The organism is Pullulanibacillus pueri, assembly GCF_014639255.1.
GTDB lineage: Bacteria > Bacillota > Bacilli > Bacillales > Sporolactobacillaceae > Pullulanibacillus > Pullulanibacillus pueri.
This window is the reverse complement of record NZ_BMFV01000013.1, coordinates 19,728-40,351: the sequence shown is the minus strand read 5'-3', so window position 1 is coordinate 40,351 and position 20,624 is coordinate 19,728. Positions and strand designations below refer to the sequence as shown.

The 20,624-nt window shown below is 35.1% G+C and carries 20 protein-coding genes and 1 pseudogene; all 21 read left to right on the top strand.

All coding sequences use genetic code 11. From position 1 onward, the window contains the following. Positions 1-11: 11 nt before the first annotated feature. The 21 genes and pseudogenes from IEV91_RS09835 (at position 12) to IEV91_RS09740 (ending at position 20,618) form a co-directional block, all read left to right on the top strand. On the top strand, positions 12-1,193 hold the full coding sequence (locus tag IEV91_RS09835; protein ID WP_188497256.1) for a glycosyltransferase family 4 protein: 1,182 nt from the start codon (positions 12-14) through the stop codon (positions 1,191-1,193). After that, the gene (locus IEV91_RS09830; RefSeq protein WP_188497255.1) at positions 1,190-2,314 is read left to right on the top strand and encodes a glycosyltransferase family 1 protein; all 1,125 of its coding nucleotides are present in this window, start codon (positions 1,190-1,192) and stop codon (positions 2,312-2,314) included. Before IEV91_RS09835 ends, IEV91_RS09830 begins: the two co-directional genes overlap by 4 nt. Continuing rightward, positions 2,311-3,213, top strand: a complete 903-nt coding sequence (locus IEV91_RS09825; protein WP_188497254.1) for a glycosyltransferase family 2 protein — start codon at positions 2,311-2,313, stop codon at positions 3,211-3,213. Before IEV91_RS09830 ends, IEV91_RS09825 begins: the two co-directional genes overlap by 4 nt. Before the next feature lie 41 nt (positions 3,214-3,254). Then, complete coding sequence (locus tag IEV91_RS09820; protein ID WP_188497253.1) at positions 3,255-4,316, top strand: EpsG family protein; 1,062 nt, start codon at positions 3,255-3,257, stop codon at positions 4,314-4,316. Positions 4,317-4,370: 54 nt separating this feature from the next. Then, a complete protein-coding gene (locus IEV91_RS09815) occupies positions 4,371-4,517 on the top strand; it encodes a YwzD family small protein (protein WP_188497252.1) in 147 nt (48 codons plus the stop codon). A gap of 25 nt (positions 4,518-4,542) precedes the next feature. After that, a complete protein-coding gene (locus tag IEV91_RS09810) occupies positions 4,543-5,157 on the top strand; it encodes a sugar transferase (RefSeq protein ID WP_275584384.1) in 615 nt (204 codons plus the stop codon). Next, positions 5,154-5,753: pseudogene (locus IEV91_RS21690) on the top strand (acetyltransferase); the annotation flags it as partial. The gene IEV91_RS09810 and the pseudogene IEV91_RS21690, both read left to right, overlap by 4 nt. A gap of 45 nt (positions 5,754-5,798) precedes the next feature. Beyond that, a complete protein-coding gene (locus IEV91_RS21685; protein WP_229745518.1) occupies positions 5,799-6,986 on the top strand; it encodes an aminotransferase class I/II-fold pyridoxal phosphate-dependent enzyme in 1,188 nt (395 codons plus the stop codon). A gap of 14 nt (positions 6,987-7,000) precedes the next feature. Beyond that, positions 7,001-7,372 (top strand): helix-turn-helix domain-containing protein, encoded by a 372-nt coding sequence (locus IEV91_RS09800; protein WP_188497250.1) that lies wholly within the window; start codon positions 7,001-7,003, stop codon positions 7,370-7,372. After that, complete coding sequence (locus IEV91_RS09795; RefSeq protein WP_188497249.1) at positions 7,344-8,087, top strand: glycosyltransferase family 32 protein; 744 nt, start codon at positions 7,344-7,346, stop codon at positions 8,085-8,087. Before IEV91_RS09800 ends, IEV91_RS09795 begins: the two co-directional genes overlap by 29 nt. An 11-nt stretch (positions 8,088-8,098) precedes the next feature. Beyond that, positions 8,099-9,319, top strand: a complete 1,221-nt coding sequence (locus IEV91_RS09790) for a glycosyltransferase (RefSeq protein WP_188497248.1) — start codon at positions 8,099-8,101, stop codon at positions 9,317-9,319. Between the two features lie 79 nt (positions 9,320-9,398). Then, positions 9,399-10,493: a glycosyltransferase family 2 protein gene (locus tag IEV91_RS09785; protein ID WP_188497247.1), complete on the top strand. Its 1,095-nt coding sequence runs from the start codon at positions 9,399-9,401 to the stop codon at positions 10,491-10,493. Positions 10,494-10,519: 26 nt separating this feature from the next. Continuing rightward, positions 10,520-10,708 carry an anti-repressor SinI family protein gene (locus IEV91_RS09780; protein ID WP_188497246.1) on the top strand — a complete coding sequence of 63 codons (189 nt, stop codon included), beginning with the start codon at positions 10,520-10,522 and terminating at the stop codon, positions 10,706-10,708. Then, positions 10,705-11,895 carry a CDP-glycerol glycerophosphotransferase family protein gene (locus IEV91_RS09775; RefSeq protein WP_188497245.1) on the top strand — a complete coding sequence of 397 codons (1,191 nt, stop codon included), beginning with the start codon at positions 10,705-10,707 and terminating at the stop codon, positions 11,893-11,895. The genes IEV91_RS09780 and IEV91_RS09775 overlap by 4 nt, the downstream gene beginning before the upstream one ends. Continuing rightward, positions 11,879-12,886 (top strand): glycosyltransferase family 2 protein, encoded by a 1,008-nt coding sequence (locus IEV91_RS09770; RefSeq protein WP_188497244.1) that lies wholly within the window; start codon positions 11,879-11,881, stop codon positions 12,884-12,886. Before IEV91_RS09775 ends, IEV91_RS09770 begins: the two co-directional genes overlap by 17 nt. A gap of 9 nt (positions 12,887-12,895) precedes the next feature. Further along, positions 12,896-13,900 carry a glucosamine inositolphosphorylceramide transferase family protein gene (locus tag IEV91_RS09765; protein WP_188497243.1) on the top strand — a complete coding sequence of 335 codons (1,005 nt, stop codon included), beginning with the start codon at positions 12,896-12,898 and terminating at the stop codon, positions 13,898-13,900. Continuing rightward, a complete protein-coding gene (locus IEV91_RS09760; protein WP_188497242.1) occupies positions 13,881-15,665 on the top strand; it encodes an ABC transporter ATP-binding protein in 1,785 nt (594 codons plus the stop codon). Before IEV91_RS09765 ends, IEV91_RS09760 begins: the two co-directional genes overlap by 20 nt. An 87-nt stretch (positions 15,666-15,752) precedes the next feature. Next, the gene (locus tag IEV91_RS09755) at positions 15,753-16,916 is read left to right on the top strand and encodes a glycosyltransferase (RefSeq protein ID WP_188497241.1); all 1,164 of its coding nucleotides are present in this window, start codon (positions 15,753-15,755) and stop codon (positions 16,914-16,916) included. A gap of 28 nt (positions 16,917-16,944) precedes the next feature. Further along, entirely contained in the window at positions 16,945-18,108 is a 1,164-nt protein-coding gene (locus IEV91_RS09750; protein WP_188497240.1) for a polysaccharide deacetylase family protein, read from the top strand. A gap of 92 nt (positions 18,109-18,200) precedes the next feature. After that, complete coding sequence (locus IEV91_RS09745) at positions 18,201-19,244, top strand: glycosyltransferase family 2 protein (RefSeq protein WP_188497239.1); 1,044 nt, start codon at positions 18,201-18,203, stop codon at positions 19,242-19,244. A gap of 180 nt (positions 19,245-19,424) precedes the next feature. After that, complete coding sequence (locus IEV91_RS09740) at positions 19,425-20,618, top strand: acyltransferase family protein (protein WP_188497238.1); 1,194 nt, start codon at positions 19,425-19,427, stop codon at positions 20,616-20,618. The last annotated feature ends 6 nt before the right edge of the window (positions 20,619-20,624 follow it).

The window sequence follows — 20,624 nt, the reverse complement described above, 5'->3', positions numbered from 1 at the left end:
ATGAGAACCAGGTGATAAAGAGGGTATTATTTTGTGCAACCGTTGATATTCATTTTAGCAAATTCCATTTACCTTATTTTAAATGGTTCAAAGAAAACGGGTGGGAGGTCCATGTTGCGGCTGCTGGTGAGCTTAAACTGCCTTTTGTAGATAAAAGATTCATTATTCCTATTGAAAGATCTCCAATAAGTCTCAAAAACATTATGGCTTATTGGCAATTAAAAGAAATGATTCAACATAACGATTACGCCTTAATTCATTGCCACACCCCAATGGGCGGTGCTTTGACGCGTTTGGCTGCAAGAGGGGTAAGGCAAAAGGGGGTAAAGGTGATTTATACTGCTCACGGATTCCATTTTTATAAAGGGGCGCCAATACTGAATTGGATCCTCTATTATCCGATGGAACGATGGTTAGCTCATTATACCGATTGTCTTATTACAATTAATCAAGAGGATAAATCACTTGCCGATCAACACGGATTTAAAGCAGGTGCAACTGAACATGTGCATGGCGTTGGTGTGGATACGCGAAGGTTCTATTCTATTGATGAAAGAAGCAAACAAAATCTTAGAATAAGCTATGGCTACGGGGCGGATGAGATTTTATTATTTTATGCGGCAGAGTTTAATGAAAATAAAAATCAACGACTCATGATTGATGCATTAGCTTTGATAAAGGAGGATGCCCCACAGGTAAAGTTACTATTAGCAGGGGACGGTCCACTACTTGCCACTTGTAAAAAATATGCAAAAACGTGTGGCGTTGCGGATAGGGTCAAATTTCTCGGCTATCAGGATCAAGTTGAAGAATATTTACAAATGAGCGATATTGTCCTAGCGTCGAGTATTCGAGAAGGGCTACCCGTAAATGTAATGGAAGGAATGGCTTGTGGCTTACCTGTACTTGCAAGTCGAAATAGAGGCCACAATGAACTGATTGTTAATGGTGTGAATGGTTATATTGTTCCCTATACAGATTATCGCCTCTTTGCATCAAGACTTTTTCAATTGATCAAATCAAGAAGGTTGAGAAAACAAATGGGACTGGAAAGTATGAAGGTAATAAAGAAGACCTACTCCCTTCAAATGGTGAGTACCGAACTCTATGAAATCTATTCAAGATATATGGAGGGTGAGCCGGATAGAGGCAAGAGAGAGGCGGACATTGTCAGACAGGGGGAATATTTGTGAGTCAGCCAGAGCGGGTATTACATGTTGTTGTCAACATGAACCGAGGAGGGGCTGAGACCCTGATTATGAATGTATACAGAAAGATTGATCGCGCAAAGATACAGTTTGACTTTCTTACCAGTAAAAAAGGAAGCTTTGATGAGGAAATTAAGTCTCTTGGTGGTAAAGTGTTCCGAATACCTTATGTAAGTGATGTGGGGCATCGCCACTATATTCGGTCCTTGAGCCATTTTTTTTTGACTCATAAAGAGTACCAAGTGGTCCATTCGCATCTGGATAAAATGAGTGGTTTTGTTCTTAAAACAGCCAAAAAAGCCGGGATTCCTTTTCGCATTTCTCATAGTCACAATACCAGCAGTGAAGGAAGTATTCTTGCTAAAGCCTATAAGTGGTATGCGGGCCGGCATATTTTTTCCAATGCCTCTGAATTTTTCGCCTGCTCAGAAGCAGCTGCACATTGGCTTTATAAAAGGCAGGCGAATAAAGCGAAGATCATAAAAAATGGTGTGGATCCTCACCATTTTCATTATTCTGAGGATGTTAGGCAAAGGGTGAGAGAGAGATTAAATATACTAAATGGCACATTTGTTATCGGTCATGTCGGTCGGTTTAATAGGCAAAAAAATCATGAGAAAATTATTGAAATTTTTTTTGAAGTAACCAAAAGGGAACCACAATCCCACCTTCTTTTAATAGGAGAAGGTCCTTTAAAAAAGAAAATGGAACAAATGGTCAGGACCCTAGGTTTGCAAGATCACGTGGACTTTCTTGGTGTCAGAAGTGATGTCCATGAACTCTTGCAAAGTTTTGATCTCCTGCTATTTCCTTCACTCCACGAAGGTCTTCCGGTTACTTTAATAGAAGCACAGGCTAGTCGTCTTCCCTGTTTGATCTCAGAGGTGATCTCAGATGAAGTTGACATTGGAGCACAGCTTATTTCCTATGAAAGACTGGAAAGTAATGCCCACTTATGGGCGATGAAGGCCTTGGAGCTGAATCAAGTGAGAAAGGAAGGTCAGGGCGCTTGGTTCTCGCCTGATTACGATATTCACACGACAGTTAAGAAACTGCAAAACTTTTATTTAGGATTACATAGCAAAAGGAGGGAGGTGGTTCCATGACCGCTATGATTACGGTGTTTACCCCTACATATAATAGGGCCTATACGCTACATCTTTGCTATGAAAGTTTAAAGCGGCAAACATGTCAGGAGTTTATCTGGCTTATCATCGATGATGGGTCAACAGACGATACCCATGCGTTAGTAAAGCAGTGGATACTCGACGCTGAGATTTCCATACGTTACCATTATCAAGAAAATCAAGGGATGCACGGGGCACATAATACGGCCTATGCGTTAATTGATACAGAACTTAATCTTTGCATCGACTCTGATGATTATTTGTCGGACAATGCAATTGAAACCATCGTCTCCTTTTGGAAACGTTATGGAAGTGATCAGGTTGCAGGTATTGTTGGACTCGACGCTACACCAGAGGGTGATATTATTGGAACACCCATGCCTAAAGACATTAAGACAACAACGCTCTTAGATCTCTATCGAAAATATAAGGTGAAGGGGGATAAAAAGCTTGTCTATCGATCCGAGCTCACAAAGAAGAGCCCACCTTATCCAATATTTAATGGAGAAAAATATTTTCCATTAGCGTATAAATATATATTGATTGACCAAAATTGTCCACTCCTCGTATTAAATAAGGTGCTGTGTCATGTGGAATATCTAGAGGATGGTTCGAGCATGAATATTATTCAGCAATATAAAAAGAATCCCCGTGGCTTTATTCTTTATCGAGAACTCAGCATGCGTTATGCAGCTACATTTAAAGAAAGATATCGGGCGGCTATCCACTATGTATCTAGTAATTTTATGATAAAAAATTACCATTTATTACAGAAATCACCGGATAAATGGACAACACTTTTAGCGATGCCCTTAGGTATGGCTCTTTATTTTTATATTAAACATACAAAAAGAGCAACTGTGTTAAAAACCCGTTAATTCATCGTCTCATAGTTCTGTTTTATAGGGAGTAAGAATATATGGAAATTCTGTGGTTCAATTTTGCTTTTGTTTATATTTCTTCATTATTTTCTAGGTTTTTATCACGACCTTTGGAACATGAACCCTATATTAAGCCTAACAAATTACTTGTCCTTTTTACTATGCTTTCACTTATCTTGGTCGCTGGATTGCGAAGAAACATTGGTGATACGTATTTTTATATGCATGCCTATGAAGTCGATACTTTTCAGCTTAGCCAAATTAATTTTAAGGATGAATTTGGTTTTTACTTTCTTCAATGGCTCTTACACCGATTATCAGATAACCCGCAAATTCTTGTCTTTGTAGCGGCCTTAATCACAAATGGCTTGATTGTCCTCGTTCTTTATAAATATTCGAGGATGTTTGAACTAGGAATTTACGTATATATTGCCTCAGGCGCTTTTACCGTTTCAATGAATGGGATCCGGCAGTCTTTAGCAGCAGCCATTATTTTTGCGGCAACGAAATATATCTTAGAAGGCCATTGGAAAAGGTTTATTCTTGTTGTATTACTTGCAGCAACCATTCATCAGTCAGCACTTATTTTTATTCCCATTTATTTTATCGTGCGTCGAAAAGCCTGGACGAAGGTGACATTTCTCTTACTCCTTGGCGCGGTGGTTATCGCTTTTGGTTTTAACACGTTTTCTAGTCTTTTATTTGATGCTCTAAGTGATACAAAATATGGGCATTACAGTACCTTCTCTGAAGGGGGCGCAAATATTTTAAGGATTGCGGTGACGGCTGTCCCTTTGCTCATCGCTTATTTAGGTCGTGAAAGACTAAGAGCATTCTGGCCAAAAAGCGATTACATCGTTAACTTATCTTTATTAGGCTTCATTTTTATGATTATTGCCAGTAAAAACTGGATTTTTGCACGTTTTGATATCTATTTTGATTTATATAGCCTGATTCTTATCACTTGGATCATTCCATTATTTATAGAAAAAAATAGGTTTCTCGTTTATTACGGTGTCATTGTTTGTTATTTTATCTATTTTTACTATGAACAGGTCGTGACATTAGGGATTGAATATAATAGTGATTACATCCACTGATTGTAAAAGGAATTCCTTATAGATGGAATCATAACTAATTGATGGGGGAAGACGATGGTTATCTCGGAACACTTAAATCAGCAAAAGTTAAAGGAAATATTAATATACATTGTTCAAAAAGGGCAAGAGACTGATGAAATAGGTGTCATTGAAATTGTAGAGGATATAAAACAACAAATTGCAGCAACTGTTGATGATTGAAATGAAGGAGAGAAGGGATGTTTTGTTGAAACGGTGGTTTGATCTCTCTGTTTCGCTTGTCTTATTATTGACTTTATCACCATTACTGATCATTATTGCCGTCATGGTTAGGGTAAACATGGGGTCTCCGATTATTTTTAAGCAACAACGCCCCGGACTTCATGGCAAGCCATTTTATTTGTACAAATTTAGAACTATGACAAATCAGGTTGATAAAACAAGGAATCTTTTACCTGATGATCAGCGGGTAACCCCTTTAGGAAAATTTCTTAGGAAATATAGCCTGGATGAATTAATGCAATTGATCAATGTGATCAAAGGAGAAATTAGCCTTGTGGGTCCGAGGCCATTACTCATGGAATATCTCCCACTCTATACCAAAGAGCAAGCAGAACGCCATCTCGTAAAGCCAGGTATAACAGGTTGGGCACAAGTTAATGGACGAAATGCTATTACATGGGAGGAAAAATTCGCTTTAGATGTCTGGTATGTCAGGTATCATTCTTTTTTACTAGACCTTAAGATACTCTTGTTAACATTGTATAAAGTGATGCGTTCTGACGGCGTTTTTGATCCGAGAAATGGAACAGTAGAAAAGTTTCAAGGATCTATATCCTCAGTAAAAGAGGGACAAAGATGAAATTAGCGCTCATCGGTCATGGTGGTCATAGTAAAGTAGTTCAAGAAATTGTGATGGCACGTTCCGAGAATCAAATTATAGGTTACTTTGATGATCGGTATCAGGAAGTAAAGAAAGAAAATAATGTCTATATAGGGCCTATCCATGCACTCAAACATTTTTTGAGCCAGGATGCCAATATAAAACTAGTGATAGCGATTGGAAATAATCATGTAAGAAAAAGAATAAGAGAACAACTTGATCTACCGGATGAAGTGTTTTTAACAGTAGTACATCCAACGGCATCGATAAGTTCTAGTGCAGATATCGGCAATGGAACGGTGGTCATGCCCTATGTAGTGGTGAATGCAGAGGCGAGGATTGGTCATCATGTCATTCTCAATACCGGTGTTATTATTGAACATGATAGCAAGATAGAAGATTTTGTTCATGTCTCCCCTCATGCAACTGTGACAGGTTCTGTTCGTTTAAAGGAAGGCGTTCATTTGGGTACAGGAGCCACAGTTATTCCAAATATTAATGTAGGCGAATGGTCGAAGGTGGGAGCTGGTTCAACAGTAATTGAAAATTTACCCCCAAATTGTACAGCAGTCGGTTCACCGACAAGGGTGGTAAAGTCAAAAGATATGGGGGTTATTGAGATGTCAGATGTTAAGAAAAAAATCTTTCTATCATCACCACATATGAGTGGAAATGAGTGGAAATACCTTCAAGAAGCTTTTGATACGAATTGGGTGACATCACTTGGACCAAATGTAGATGCTTTTGAAAAGGAAATTGCAGAATATGTGGGCGCAAATGGAGCAGTAGCTGTGAGTTCTGGAACAGCAGCCATCCATTTAGCGCTTTCTTTATTAGATGTAAAAAAAGGAGATACCGTCTTTTGCTCAAGTTTAACATTTGTTGCCAGTGCTAATCCAATTTTATATCAAAATGCTGAACCTGTTTTTATTGATTCAGAGCCAGAGTCTTGGAATATGTCACCAAAAGCACTAGAACAAGCCTTACAAGAAGCGGCCATTATAGGAAAACTTCCTAAAGCGGTCGTCGTTGTCCATCTCTATGGGCAAATGGCAAAAATGGATGAAATTATAGCGCTTTGTGAACAGTATGAGGTCCCAATTATCGAAGATGCAGCGGAATCTCTCGGTTCAATTTACAAAGGTCAAGCAAGTGGAACTTTTGGTAAATTTGGTATTTTTTCATTTAATGGTAATAAAATCATTACCACTTCGGGAGGAGGGATCTTAATATCGGAGGATACAGATCTTCTTGATAAAGCGAGATTTTTAGCTTCACAGGCAAGAGATCTTGCACCTTATTATCAACATAGTACGATGGGTTATAACTATCGTCTCAGCAATCTTCTCGCAGGTGTCGGAAGATCGCAATTAGAGGTATTGGATCATCGCGTTCGAAAGCGTCGTCTTATTTTTGATCGATATTATAAGGCCTTTTCACATCTCAAAGGCTTTTGTTTTATGGATGAATTAAAGAATACAAGATCCAATCGCTGGTTAACAACATTGACGATTGATGACAGTTTGACAGGAGTTTCTGGGGGCCACTTAGTTGATGCGTTAAATAAGGAAAATATTGAAGCAAGAAGGGTCTGGAAGCCACTACATCTTCAGCCCTTATTTAAAGATGCAAAGTTTTATATGCATGGTGAGAGCAACCATAGTGTCGCGGAAGACCTTTTTGAGAAGGGCATCTGCTTACCTTCAGGAACGAATATGTCACTAGAGGAACAACAAAGGGTGATGGCCTGTATTCTTAATGAACTCACCTTAGCGAGAAATTTAAACAGTCCTTCAAAAATAGGATAAACGAGGTATGATGAATGATAGGTAGAAATATACAAGAAGTTCGAAAAGAAAGAGGATTTACATTATCAGAAGTTGCAGATCAGGCACATATATCGAAATCCTATCTGAGTAATATTGAACGTAATGTCAACAAAAACCCTTCCATCCAAGTATTAAAAAAAATTGCTTTGGCTTTAGATGTGGATCTAAGGGTGATTTTGAATGGAATTAAGCAACAACCACAACCGCTTGAAAAAGAGTGGCTCGATTTTATTTATGATTTAAAAACATCTGGTATTGATAAAGATCAAGTAAAAGATTACAGAACATTGATTGAGTTTATACAATGGCAAAAAAGGAAGGAGAATGACACCTGCAATGACAATAAAGAGAAGAACAATTCCTAAAACGATCCATTATTGTTGGTTTGGAAAAAAAGAGCAGCCTGAAATGATTAAGAAGTGCATCAGTAGCTGGAACAAACTATTAATAGACTACGAGTTCAAAGAATGGAATGAAGATAATTTTGATATTCACTGTCATCCCTATGTGAGTAAGGCTTATCAACTAGGAAAATATGCTTTTGTTAGTGATTATGTTCGAGTTTACGCATTATATCATTTTGGAGGTATTTATCTCGATACGGATGTAGAGGTCTTTAAGCCATTCGATGACCTGCTCGATCATGAATCCTTTTGGGGGTTTGAGCAAGAAAACTATATAGCCACAAGTACGATAGGTGCTTTAAAAGGGAATCCACTCCTTAAAGAATTCCTCGGGTTATATGATACACAAACATTTATGAATGAACCGGGAAAGCTTAATGACTTGACGAATGTAGCGGCTGTTACTCAACTTTTAGAAGCTAAGGGATTAAAGACAAATGGACAGTATCAAAAGTTAGAAGGCATAGGTGCTTTTTATCCAAAAACTTATTTTTCACCCTATGATTATATTAACTGCCGAAAGTTTATAACAAATGATACTTATACGATCCATCATTTTTATAAAAGTTGGTTGCCAGTGAGAGCTAGAGTGAAGTCAAAAATCAAAAAAGTGGCGGCAAGTGTTATAGGTGGGGAGAGTATAGCCAAGATTAGGAAAACAACGTCACGCTTATAGGGGAAGGATAAATGAAAGATGTATTATTTGCCTCTTACGACATGGAAGTAGGAGGTGTCGAGCGCAGTCTGATCAATTTACTGGACCATTTTGATTATACGAATCATAAAGTTGACCTCATGCTTTATAGGCATCAAGGTGACTTTATGAATGATATTTATCCTAAAGTGAATGTGTTAAAAGAAGTATCACAATATGCTACATTTAGGATGCCGGTGACTGAGATCCTAAATAATAGACATTATACTATCGGGCTAACAAGAATCTATTCTAAATTGCAAGCTTCTCTAGTGGGAAAAGTAAAAGGGAAACAGGAGATAGGTTATTATCAAATGCAATTAATGTGGAAGTATGCATTTCCCTTTTTACCAAAATTAAAGAAGCACTATGATGTCGCTATTAGTTACTTATGGCCACATGATTTTATCGCGAAAAAGGTGACTGCTAATCAAAAAATTGCCTGGATTCATACGGATTATTCAACGATTGAAACAGATAATAAATTGGATTTAAAAGTGTGGGATAAGTTTGATCAGATTGTTGCTGTGTCAGAAACATGCAAGGAGGCTTTTTTAAAAAAATATCCGCAATTGAAGCGCAAAATTATTGTTATTGAAAATATAAACTCCCCAGGGTTTATTAGGGAAAAGGCTGTTGAAGGTCATAATAAAGATCATCCAATGCTTAGCGATAAACGTTTTAAACTGGTAACTGTTGCACGATTATCCCACGCAAAAGGTATTGATCAGGCCGTTAAGGCGTTTAGACTTTTAAAAAATAGAGGTTATCAAAACCTTGTTTGGTATATCGTTGGTTACGGTGGTGATGAAGAAATTATTAGACGTTTAATAGAAAAAAATAATTTAACAGATTCATTTGTTCTACTAGGCAAGAAAACGAATCCTTATCCCTATATTCAATCGGCTGATTTATACGTTCAACCATCAAGATACGAAGGCAAGGCGGTTACAGTTACTGAGGCGCAGATATTAGGGAAGCCTATACTCATCACGAACTATCAAACAGCCAAAAGTCAGATTCGAGATCAAGTTGATGGGTATATCACCGAATTATCAGTCGAAGGAATAGCAAATGGAATTGAAGATTTATATAACAATCATATCTTACGAACAAGCTTAGCGGCTACGTGTAAAAACTCAGACTATAGTAATACCCATGAATTAGAAAAGTTGTACAAAATTATGAATGGAATGGAACCCAATTTTTTATAGATCAACCGGGGTTAAATTCTTTGTAAGAAGTGTTTCAAGATTAAAATGATGAAGCTAACGTGACAGGCGGTAAATATCCATGGAAAAGAAAGTAAGTATAGTTGTGCCCATATATAAAGTGGAGCGCTATTTAGAGAAATGTGTATCGAGTCTATTAAACCAAACTTACAAAAATATAGAAGTCTTATTGGTTGACGATGGTTCTCCTGACCGCTGTGGTGAACTGGCAGAGACCTTTGCCCTTAAAGACCAAAGGGTAAGGGTGTTTCACAAAAAGAATGGGGGTCTTTCAGATGCAAGGAATTATGGGTTGAAGTATGTTACAGGGGATTATGTCATGTTTGTGGATAGTGACGATTGGCTAGATGAAGGCATTGTAGAAGAAATGGTTACTCATCTTAAAAGATATCAGGCTGATATCGTTCAGACAGCTTTTTATTACGCTTATGACGACTACCTACTATTTGATGATCGCTATCATTCTGAGCAGGATTTACCCACTCTCCTAGACCAAAAAACTGTAATGCTTGAATTAGTGAAAAATGAACGGGTGAAGAATTTTGCATGGGGAAAGCTTTATAGGACTAACCTTTTAAAAGGGCTTCCCTTTAAAAAAGGGGTTTTATTTGAAGATGTCTTTTGGGCCCACCAGGTGATGGATCGCGTAGACCGGTATTTGATCCTCCATCGTCCTTATTATTACTACTATCAACGAAAGGATAGTATCGTTGCTACATTTACCCCAAAGAATCTTGATATTCTGGAGGGTTTAAAAACAAGGCTAAAATTTATAGAGAAAAACTATGAGCATCTAATAGATTTAACTTACATGGAACTTTTAAAGGCTAGTTTTATTCAATATCACCTGCTTCTAAGGAACAAACATATGGATAAGAAGGGGTTATATCGAAATTCGATTCGCTCGTTTATTGAAGCTCACTATCCAAAACTTAATAAGGCGACCCAGCAAGATCGAGAGTTAAAGAGACAATTAAGGCTATTTATGATCCATCCATACTTAAATGTCTTTTTTTTATGGATGGAAAAGGTGATGAGGAATTTAAAAATTACAAAGCGTCCAGTTAAATTGAAACGTGTCAGTTATAAGGAGGTTAACCCATATAGAAATTTGAGAGAGCCTAAAGGCAAGGAGTATCATTCAAAAACCTCATAATAGAAAAAGATGTGGAGGGGTTAAAGGTGAAAAGGGGCATCGATAAAGAATGGCTGTATATGATGTTACTGGCAAAGGAACTGGGTGTAACAAAAGAAGAAGTGCGTGAGTGTATACATGTTCACCGATTAGTAGCTTCCAGCAAGGAAAGTGGCGAATCCTTTAATACCATTAAGTGTATCTCCAATGTGCATGATAAGGGGGGAGATTTATGAGGCTAATCAATCACGCGAAAAAATGCGTTGTCCTTAGTCTCATTTCCTTTTTCAACTTGTTTCCGATCAAAGCGAATAAGATTTTTTTGTTTAGTTATTACGGAAGCCAATATGGATGTAACCCAAAATATATTACAGAATACATCCTGAAAAATGTTCCAAAAGATACCTTTGATTTGGTGTGGGCCTTTAACGATGTAAAGTCTAAAGCGAATCTCAATGGCTTTAGAAAAGTTAAGACCATGTCCATAAGGTATTTTTATGAACTGTGTACATCTAAAGTGATCATAACGAACTTCCGAACGACTGATATGTTTGTGAAAAGGAAGGAGCAATATTATATACAAACCTGGCATGGTTCCCTTGCACTAAAACATATTGAAAAAGATGCTGAAGATTCACTTCCACTTAACTATATTAAAATGGCACAGAAAGATTCACTTAAATGTGATCTTTTAATATCTGGATACGCATATAGTACGGAAATATTTAAGCGGGCATTTTGGTATAATGGTGACATTTTTGAGTATGGTTCTCCAAGAAATGACATCCTTTTTCGAAAAATTGAATCTGTTAAAACTGAGGTTTATTCCAAACTAAATTTATCGAGAGAAATGAAAGTGATTCTTTATGCACCAACCTTTAGAAAAGATAAGGCACTTGATGTTTATGATCTGGATTATTCAGGTGTCTTAGAAAATATGAAGAGTACATTTGATGGTGAATGGGTTGTATTAAGAAGGCTACATCCTCATTTTATTGGTACAACAGAAAATGTGGAATCTAACGAAAAGGTGATAGATGTCACCACATATGACGATGTACAAGAATTACTGAGCATAACAGACGTTTTAATCACAGATTATTCGTCACTAATGTTTGATTTTTCAATTACCGAACGCCCATGTTTTCTATATATTCCGGATATGGAGGACTATTTAGGTGGAGATAGAAAGTTGTACTTTAATGTAAAAGATCTCCCTTTTGAATCTGCAACGAGTAATGATGAGCTTCTGACGAAAATAGCAAACTATAATATTTCTGAGTATAGATCTCGTTTACATACGTTTAATGATCAAAATGGAACATTTGAAGACGGTAAAGCGTGTGAGCGCATAACTTTGCATATTTACAAGGTGTGCTTTGGTGAAAAGAAAAGGAGCGTTAAAATTGAAGCCAGCTATTAGTATTATTGTTCCTGTCTATAATGATGGCCCCTACTTAAGAGATTGTATTGATAGTATCCTTTATCAAGAATTTAAAAATTACGAAGTGATCCTTGTTAATGATGGTTCCACAGATGATAGCAAAAAAATTTGTGACACCTACGCCCAATTAGACCCAAGAATTCGTGTTATTCACCAAGAATATGCCGGTGTGAGTTCAGCAAGAAATAGAGGGATTAATATTGCAAAAGGTGAGTATATTGGCTTTGTTGATGGAGATGATCGGATCGATAAATCCATGTATGAAATCCTTTATAATTTAGCCATGACTACAAAAAGTGATGTATCTATTTGTCAGTTAGGGCGAGAGATAAATGGCAAATTAATTAACGAGGAAGAAAAAAGATATGAACTAGAATTGAGTAATCTCGAAGCGATGCAAGAGCTTTTTAAGGGAAATCTCTATCGTTATTCGCTATGCAATAAACTTTTCCATAAGAAATGTTTCAGTAAAATAAAATTTCCAGTGGGTCGTATTCATGAGGATTTATCAACTATATATATTCTACTTTCCCGTGCCAACAAGGTAGTTTTCACAAATTACATTGGTTATATTTATGTAAAACGCCAAAATAGTATCTTAACAACTAAGTATAACAATAACCGACTGGATGCTTTTCTTGGCTGGGAAGAGATACTATCTTTTATGAGGGGAAGTTACCCAAGTATTTATAATGAGGTAACTTCTGGATTTGCCTATTGGATAGTTGATGATGTTTATTACATTCTAAATCAAGTGGATGAAAAAGGAGAAAGAAATTACTTATTAAATGAGATTAGGCGCTATCTACGAAACCATTTTAAAGAAATAAAAGAGAATGACCTTTTGTCTCTTAAATATAAATCGATTATTACGCTATTAAATATGAATTATAAAGTCCTGTTAATTATCAATCGGATTAAAGCTTTGACAAAAAATAGTAAAAGCAAGAATTTAAAAAATCCCCTCTAAGGTGGTTCTATGATTTTATTATCTGTTGCTATGTTGGTAATACTAGTTTTCTTTTGGTTGTTACATACAAAAAAAATTGTATTGGATATTTGGTCAATTGCAGTATTTAAATCTCAAAATTTAATTTTCAAACTGCCCCATGAGAAAAAACTTGATAAAGTTACATTGTGTGCTTCAGATATTTTAGATGTACACGCGGAATTTGTTGCCGATCCATTTATCATTTTCCATAACTCTTTTTTCTATATGTTTTTTGAAATCATGGACAAAAGTTCAGGCAAGGGAATCATTGGTTTAGCAACAAGTAAAGATGGTGAGGAATGGAAATATGACCGAGTTGTTCTTAGAGAAAACTACCATTTATCATTTCCGTATGTCTTTAAACATAAAGGTGAATATTATATGATCCCTGAATCTTGTGAAGCAAACCAAGTATTTTTATATAAAGCAAAAAACTTCCCATATGAATGGAACAAAGTAAATGGACTAGTTAAAGGTAAGTATGTTGATTCCAGTATTTTTTACTATAACAATAAATGGTGGATGTTTGCAGGGGAAAGTGGGAATTTGCATTTGTTTTACTCCGAGAGACTTGAAGAAGATTGGGAAGAGCACCCCAAAAGTCCTATGATATCAAATAATTATAATATTACAAGGTCTGGGGGCAGGGTCATTGTCGATAGCGGGAAGATTTATAGATACACCCAGGACTGCAAACCGAACTATGGAAGTGCTGTTCGAGTATTTGAAATAACTCAATTGTCTGAGAGAGACTATCTTGAAGAAGAGGTTAACTTGGTTCTAAGGGGTTCTAATAGATCAACAGACTGGAATCGAGATGGAATGCACAATATTGATCAGCTAAAGTTGGTGGGAAACAATTGGTTGATTGCTGTTGATGGTCATAAATCAGAAAATAAGAGCTACCTTTTATGGAAATTAGACAGGGTATTTGTGAAGGTTTTTATTAGAAAAAAGAAAGGGTGTATTAGGGTTGAGGGATTCGGTAAGTAAGTTATTAACACTCTTTAATAAAAAGGATAAAAAAGCTTTAATTATATTATTTTTATTGATGGTCGTTGCAGCTCTATTTGAAACGATTGGAATTGGAATGATTGTTCCAATAGTAGGAGTTTTAACAGATCCTAAAATTATTCATGAACAAGCATTTCTTTCATATTTCTATAAAATATTTAATTTCCATTCAACATCGTCATTTGTTGTGTTAACCGTCATAAGTTTACTTTTAGTTTTTGTCTTAAAAAATTTATATTTATTTTTTTTTAACTTTATACAATATAAAGTGGTCCTCAATCAGCAGGTTAAATTATCCCGAAGATTATTCAAAGAATATTTAACTAAACCCTACACGTTCCATTTGCAACGAAATACAGCGGAATTGCTACGTAATGTAAATAACGAAGTGCCTAGAGTCTTTCAAGGAATAATCATTTCCGGATTTCAATTATTAACAGAATTCCTAGTCTCGGCGTGTATTTTAGTCTTATTAATAAAAACAGCACCACTTGCAACAATTTCATCCGCTATTTTACTTGGTGGAAGTATTTTTGTTTTCTTAAGGATCTTCCGTAAAAAGATTAATACTCTAGGTGAAGAACAACAACAAGTAAATTCTGAAATGATTAAATGGGTAAATCAAGGTTTAGGAGCAAGCAAGGAAGTTAAAGTTAAAGGAAAGGAAGCTTTCTTTATTGATGCCTATACAACCCAAAGTCGGATTAGTGTTAATAATAGCCGTTATATGGATATCTTAGGTCAAGTACCAAGGCTTTTTATTGAAACGTTATTAGTTTCGTGTGTACTCATTACTATGCTCATTATTGTTTTTCAGGGAATGGATACTACAAAGATGGTATCGACAATGGCGCTCTTTGCCATGGCCGCTTTCCGAATAATGCCTTCAATTACACGTATAATGGGACTTATTACGACGATTCGTTATAGTCAACCAGCCTTATCTGTTATCTATAAGGATTTGTTTATGAATAAAGAAAGCTATCCAAGTAAGGACCTTATTCAGGATAATGAAGCAGCAAAGTTAAATGAAAAAGAACTTACTTTTAGTGATTCTATTAAACTAAGTGATGTTTCTTTTCGTTATCCCAATCAAGAGAAATATTCAGTAAAGGATGTCACTTTAACGATTCCAATTGGTCAATCCATTGGATTTATTGGTGAATCTGGTGCTGGGAAGACAACTCTTGTTGATATAATACTTGGATTACTCCAACCAGAATATGGTCACGTATTGGTTGATGGGAAAAATTTGTTTGAACAAAAATCTATATGGCAAAAGAAAATAGGGTATATTCCACAATCGATTTATCTTACTGATGATTCAGTACGTGGAAATGTTGCCTTCGGGATAAAGAATGATCTTATTGATGATGAAGCGGTATGGAAAGCATTAGAACAAGCTCAATTAAAACAATTTGTGGAAACATTGCCAAGTGGATTGGAAACAAAAGTTGGTGAACGTGGTGTAAGGTTATCTGGAGGTCAGCGTCAACGGATAGGAATTGCGCGAGCGCTATACCATAATCCGGAGATTTTATTCATGGATGAAGCAACTTCATCACTAGATAATGAAACAGAAAAGGAAATTATGAAAGCAATAAATGGTTTAAAAGGTGAAAAGACACTCATAATTATTGCGCATAGACTAAGTACAATTGAAAATTGTGATATTGTATTCAAAATCAATAAGGGAAGATTGCAATCAATTGAAAATAAATTAAAACAACCATCTATTATGTGAAATAGGCCATAAGATGAAAATACTTAATAAAATTGGAATGAAGATCCTAAGTTAATATAGGGTCTTATTTTAGTGGAGGAGATTACAGTGAAGAAAATTGCAATTGTGACTTGGAAAATGGTTTTGGGGGGGACAGAAAAATCCCTTATTTCATTACTTGAAGCAATTCCTAAGGATAAGTATCTAATAGACTTATTAATCATGGATGAAGGTGGCGAATTGAATGATCAAATCCCGAAACAAATAAATGTTGAATACCTACATAAGAGCGAAACTTCAGCAAAACATCAGGTAGCTCACTTTGTTAGTCATGGTAAATTGTTGAAAGCTATTAAAGTAGGTTGGTTCTCAGTCATGTCCATAAGGTCAAAATCTAAATTTAAATGGGAAGAAAATCATTCGAAAGTTTTACAAAAAATTGATAAATTCTACGATATGGCAATAGCTTACCATGTTCCTACTTCACTTTCAGTTATGTATGTCATCAATAATATTGATGCGAAGTATAAAGTTGCATGGATCCATAATGATGTTGAATATGAAAAAGATATCAAGTTGTACAAGAAATATTATTTAAAGTATAACAAAATATTTTGTGTATCAAAACAGTCTAAGGAAAATTTCATAAAAATGTTCCCAGAGTTAAGGGAGCGCACTTCTGTCTTCTATAATATTTTAGATGCTATAAAAATCTACAATCTTGCTGAAGAGGAAAAAGGATTTGATGATTCATTCAATGGGATACGAATCTTAACAGTTGGAAGAATGGACAGTGCAAAGGGATATGATATTATCCCGCTGATCCTTCATCGATTATTATCAGATGGGCTTCACGTAAAGTGGTATTGTGTGGGTGATGGGGACTATCGAGAAACTGTCGAGGGATTAATAAAAAAATATAACCTTGAAAAAAATATGATTTTATTAGGATTAAAAAAGAACCCTTATCCTTATTTTAGGGAATGCGATATTTATGTTCAGCCATCAAGAAATGAAGGTTTTTGTAATACGCTATCTGAGGCGAAGGTTTTTTCTAAGCCTATAATTTCAACTGATTTTGTTGGTGCGAGAGAGCAAATTAAAGAGGGCAAAACAGGACTTATCGTAAAATTCGATGAGGATGAATTGTTTTTAGCAATTAAAAAATTATATTTAAATAAGAATTTATGCAGGACATTAAGTCGGAATCTAAAAGCAGATAACCTTTTAAATAAAACGGAGGTTACTAAGTTGCTAAGTATCATTGCCTAAGAAGTGTAAAGAAAGGAGCAATTAATGAATGAGCGCTTTAACGTTTATCAAAAATGTATCTAGGCCACTTAGGATTAAATATTATGATTGGAAACATTGGAACGATCTTAAAAATAAAATAAAAAGACATGGAAGAGATGTTCCAAAAATGGAACAAGAGATTCAATATATAAACAAGCCAGGAATTGTCTTTTCTTTTGATGATAGTTTTAGAGTTGATGGGTGGTATAAACATGTCAGAGATTTATTCGGATATTATGATATAAAAGCGACTTTTAACGTAAATGCCTTTCATCATTTTGAGGGACAAAGAGAACATACACAAGAAGAAATTGATCAGTTATTAGAATTGCAATCTCACGGTCATGAAATTGCCCATCATACTTATAAACATCAAAATGCAGTCCTGTATGCTAATGAGTTTGGAATTAAAAAGTGGATTGAAGATGAAATAGAACCGTTATTCAATTGGCTTGAAAAGCAACAGCATTCCAAAACCAGAGAGAAGTTTAAGAGACCTGTATCTTTTGCCTTTCCTTTTTTTGTTAAGGATGATAAAACAATAAAGGCATTATCGCCAAAATATTTTAAAGTTGTAAGAGGCGGGCCAAATGAAAAGCTAGTAACTCCTTTTAACCAAACCGGAGTAATCCCTTCAATCGATATAGATAAAAATTTAATACCTAATCCAAGAAATATTAAAAAACTGATAAGACATCTTAAACAATCAAGATGTAATATTATTTTAACTTGTCATTCTGTTCTTGAGGATAACATTAATTGGCATGATTTTGATTTTGGTGAAGAAGGTGAAGATGCAGGACAATATAGGATCTCGCCTGAAACTTTAAGTTACATAATAAAAGAAGCTAAAAAGAAGAATTTGGAATTTTATACAACATCTGAAATTGCAGGTATTGCGACATTTATAGATGAAAATTTTGAAAACCATGTTAGGGATATTTTGTCTATACCTTCTGACCAATGGATAAAAATTTCAGATTTAATTTCAATCAAAGAGTTAGATTTAAGTAATAAAGAGATAAATAATTTAGATGGATTACAGTACTTTTTAAATTTAGAAAAACTTGATATCAGCAATAATGATATTAACGATCTAAGATTAGTTGAAAGGTTACCCAAACTTAAAAATATTATAAATCAATCAAAATTAAAGGAAGAAATAGTTTAAAACATACATCGGGTAACCAAAAAAAATTACTAACTATTCAGTGAGGTTAGTGACATTATATGAAAAAATGGTGTATAGGGGGGATGATGTACTTGAAACCAATTATTAGTATTATTGTGCCGATATATAATATTGAAAATTATATTGAGAAATGTATAAACTCTATCTTGGAGCAAACGTTTCCACATTTTGAATTAATTCTTATAAATGACGGCTCAACAGATCATTCCGGTGAAATATGTGAGGAGTACGCAAAAAAGGATATAAGAGTAAGGGTTATACATAAGGAAAATGGTGGGCCTGCGTCTGCAAGAAACTTAGGACTTGATGTGGCAAAAGGTGATTACATTGGCTTTGTTGATGGTGATGATTATATAGATAAAGATATGTACGAATTATTATATACTCTTGCCTTAAAACATGATGCGGATGTTGTGGAATGCAATTTAAAAATAGTTAAAAATGGGCATATAGAAATAAAAGAAGATCAGGGGAAAATTGAAGTGGGTAATAATTTATTTGCTTTAAAGGGTTTATTAGAGTTCCCTATAAGGAATTCGCCTGTCAATAAACTATATAAAAGGGACTTATTTAATGACTTAAGGTATCCAGATAAATTATATGAAGATGGATTTTTGGCGTATAAAGTCTATTACAAGTTAAATAAATATGTTTTTATAGAAACAGGAAAATACAATTATATTAAAAGAAAAGGAAGCAGAATGGATAAACAAGAAACTTATTCACTGCGAAATTTAGATGGTGTTGAATCACAGGAGGAAAGATATTATTTTCTTAAGGAAAATATTAAAGATCCTTATATCTTGAAATTGGCTGAATTTCGATTTTTTAAAGACATATATAATAATTACAGAGGTCTTCAAAAAAATAAGCATGTTGATCCAGATAAGATATATAGGGATGACTTACGAAAAAAGATTAACAAAAATTATTCAGGATTTTTTACAAATTATCGGTTAAGTGAATTTAAATTTTATGTAAAAATATCCCATTATAATATTTTTATCTTTGATCATCTATATAAACTCTACAGAATTTACTTCAGTACACTTCTACAAGTGAAAAGACCTATGAGTAAAGTAAAACGGAGATTAAGAAACAGTTTCACACATTAATGCAAATCGAGGAGAATATTTTTGATTATTAAACATGATAATTTTTTTGTGAATAATTTGAAAAATATGAATCCAAGCAGTCTATTGAAGAGGAGGGATTATTTCCTTCTCTTTGTTTATGCTGTGAAAATTTCCTTTGTTAAAGGTCGCTATTTGCGTTGAATAGAAAGGAGGAAAAAGATGCACCAACGCTTTGAGCAATTAGATTCGCTCCGTGGCCTTGCAGCTTCTTGTGTTTTAATCGGGCATGTCTCATTGGTTTTTCCAGCTGTTCCATTACTTGTGACGCAGTTATTAACTTGGTCACCATTGCGAATCTTAGTCAATGGTGGAGGAGCCGTTATGTTTTTCTTCGTTTTAAGTGGTTTCGTTCTCGCCTTACCGTTTTTAAGCCAAACCAAGGTGGAGTATTTTCCTTACTTAATCAAACGAATCTTTAGGATATATATTCCTTTTGTTATCGCGCTTGGTTTTTCGGTCATGTTATCGTATTTCATTTCAGGAGATGTTGATAAAGCCAGTGCTTTTGTGAATATACCTTGGAGTGCGCATCCTTTTAATAAGTATTTATTAGAGAGCCTTACTCTGGTTGGGAATATTCACTCTGATGCTTATGATCCTGTCATTTGGTCATTAGCCCATGAAATGCGGCTCTCTATTATTTTTCCACTTATAGTACTGTGCGTGAATAAATTTAACTTGAAGAGCACGCTCTTTATTTGTTTTATTTTAGCAATTATCGGTGGCTTAAATAATAAATTCACATTTGAACTATCTAATGGGTATGCAACGACATATTTTGATACATTGCGCTTTATCCCTATGTTTATAATGGGCGTGCTCATTGCAAAGTATAGAATACACATTATCGATGGGGTTAATAGACTTTCAATGAAAATGAAACTCTCATTGTTGCTCATCTCTCTTATTGTCTACAATTTTTCAGAATCCATTTTTCCCTATATTATAGAGCATGTTCTTGAATCCAATCACTTAATGAGTGTGGTGGGCAATGGATTAGTTGATTTGGGCATTAATCAGTATGGAGAAATGCTGGGAGCGATAGGAATTATTGTCATAGTGCTTAGTTCTGTTAAAGTTGAAAAATGGTTACTTAAAAAGCCTTTTTTATTTTTAGGAAGGATCTCTTATAGTCTCTACCTTTACCATCTTCCGGTTATGCTTTTTATTGTTCATTTATTGTATAGGCATCTGCCCATTGTCCCCATCTTATTGCTGTCAATTGTTGTGAGTTTTATGGTAGCAACCATCGCACGACGTTATATTGAAATCCCGTGTATAAGCTGTGGTAGATTACTTTCAAAAAAAGTGACGAAAGTGATCCATAAAAGAAGACTACCGAAAAGTGCTTAGGGGCTA